The organism is Spiroplasma sp. hy2, assembly GCF_044714365.1.
Lineage (GTDB): Bacteria > Bacillota_I > Bacilli_A > Mycoplasmatales > Mycoplasmataceae > Spiroplasma > Spiroplasma phoeniceum.
Genome location: NZ_RXFZ02000167.1, coordinates 1 through 2,157 on the forward strand (window position 1 = coordinate 1; position 2,157 = coordinate 2,157).

At 25.8% G+C, this 2,157-nt stretch carries 1 protein-coding gene; it reads left to right on the forward strand.

Going from position 1 to position 2,157, the window contains the following annotated elements; all coding sequences use genetic code 4:
* Positions 1 to 66: 66 nt before the first annotated feature.
* On the forward strand, positions 67 to 2,061 hold the full coding sequence (locus EHV01_RS04935; RefSeq protein WP_422066481.1) for a hypothetical protein: 1,995 nt from the start codon (positions 67 to 69) through the stop codon (positions 2,059 to 2,061).
* The last annotated feature ends 96 nt before the right edge of the window (positions 2,062 to 2,157 follow it).

Genomic DNA, 2,157 nt, shown 5'->3' on the forward strand with positions numbered 1-2,157 from the left:
TAAGATGAAAATAATAATGTTTATTGAAAATTAATTGATGGTGAAAACATTTATGATATTAATAGAATGTTAGAATACTTAAATAAATATAAATTAAATTATTTTATTAATGATAATAAAGCAGATAACTTTTATACAAAAGAAGTCAAAGTTGGTAAATATTGAGATGCTTATATGATTGATGATAGAAGTTCTATTCAATTTGGAGATGCTAAATTTGAACAAGTATTTACTCAGCAATCAACCGAAAGACAATATACTTTATTAATTTTAGATGAAGATGCWGATAAATTAAATATTAATGATTATTATAATTTTTATACTGTATTTAATGACCGTGGTTTAAATATTGGTGGTGGTGATATTAATTCTGCACCACAAGATAGACAATGATTATATCCATCAAATGTTATTAATTATTATTCACCATATGATGGTAGTTTCTTATGACAAGAAATTACATTTTCAAGTATTAATGACAAAATTAGTAATAGTGGTTTGGCAGTAAGACAATTTATTCAAACAAGTGCTCCAGGAGAGGGTTATTGTTTTCCTAAAATAACTTATGATGAAAAATTAAATAAAGGTATTGTTGAATTAGATGATATTTTATTAAAAGATCCAGGGGTTAGAGCAATGGCAGTTAAATTTTATGGTAATCCAATTTTATTTGATATACCAGTTATAGGAAGACCAATTATTAAAGGTCAATTTAATAAAAAAGTAATGAATTCAAGAGATTTATTAATGTATAACATGTTTCCTGCTCCTCCTGATAAAATAAATACTTATGCATCACCAGAAGTAAGTTGATATAACATTCAAGGTATTCAACCAACAATGATAACTGGTTATGAAGATTGAAAAAAAGATATGGAAAGTAGATACGACTTTTGAAATCAAAAAAATAGTGAAGGTATTGTTATAACTGATAAAGCAAGTTCAACAGCAACTAATCCTACTGTTGGGACAACTATTAATGAAGAAGATAATAATTCTGAATTTTATTGATCTAAAAGTTGAAAAATAACACCACCAAATAAAATAAAAGTAAATAGTGGAAATGTTGATAATATTATTAGTACCCAAGCTTCATCTTATTTTAGAAGAAAAGATGAATTTGGTAATACTGTTGGTCAAGTTCAATTTGAATATAATAAAATGGGTGCATGTAATGTTTGAGATATTTTAAATATGAATAATTTTATTAATCGCCAAATTACCGTATTACCTTTAAACTATACGCAAAAGTTAGTATTTAATCCTTTTACTATCCCAGGCGGGGTTGGTAAATTCTTAAATTTTATTTCATTTGGTATTCCATGAGGATGAGTTATTAATCAAGATAAAAAAACTTGACCTAATTTTCCATGACTTAATGGTTTTATGAGTTCTAATGTTTATAGTTTTTATAATGATGCCTTTTGGTCTGAAAAATCAAAAGGAAAAGGTTATTTACCATTTGAAATATTTAGAGAACAAGGAAGCGACAAAGTTGGTGCTATTTTTGGAGCCAATGCTACTAGTTTAGGGTTTACTACCTTATTAACTGATAAATTAAAATGTACTGTTTTAACTAAAAATGGAAAACCAACAAGTGAATTAGTTTATTCAACTTATAATTTAAAACAATTAAATGAAAAAACTAACAGGGTTTACTTAATTAATGAAAAAACCAGAGCAATCGATGCTCAAACACCAGTTAGTGATAGTGAAAAAGATAATGATTGCGAATTCTTACAAACACCAGATGGGACAAATTGTAGTTATATAATTGATATGTTTTCAATACAAGCCTTATATAAAGGTAATTTTGAAATTATTTTTTATGCTGATAACCCATATACAAATAATGAAGAAGATTATTTACGCTTATCAGTATGAAGTTTTCGTGGAAAAACAAAAAGTACATTAAATAATTATTTACGCGATATGACAACTAATTATAAAACTAGTTTTTTATTACCACATGACTATGAAATACCAACATTTAATTACCCTAAATATGTCTTACCACCAGTACCATACAACTATAAACCATATACCAAAGATATCCTTTAATTTTGTCGAAAACTCTTGATGAAATAAAAAAAATCATCAATATGACAATTTGAAAACTAATTTTGTGTAAGATTATGATTTTGCTTTAAATTWWTW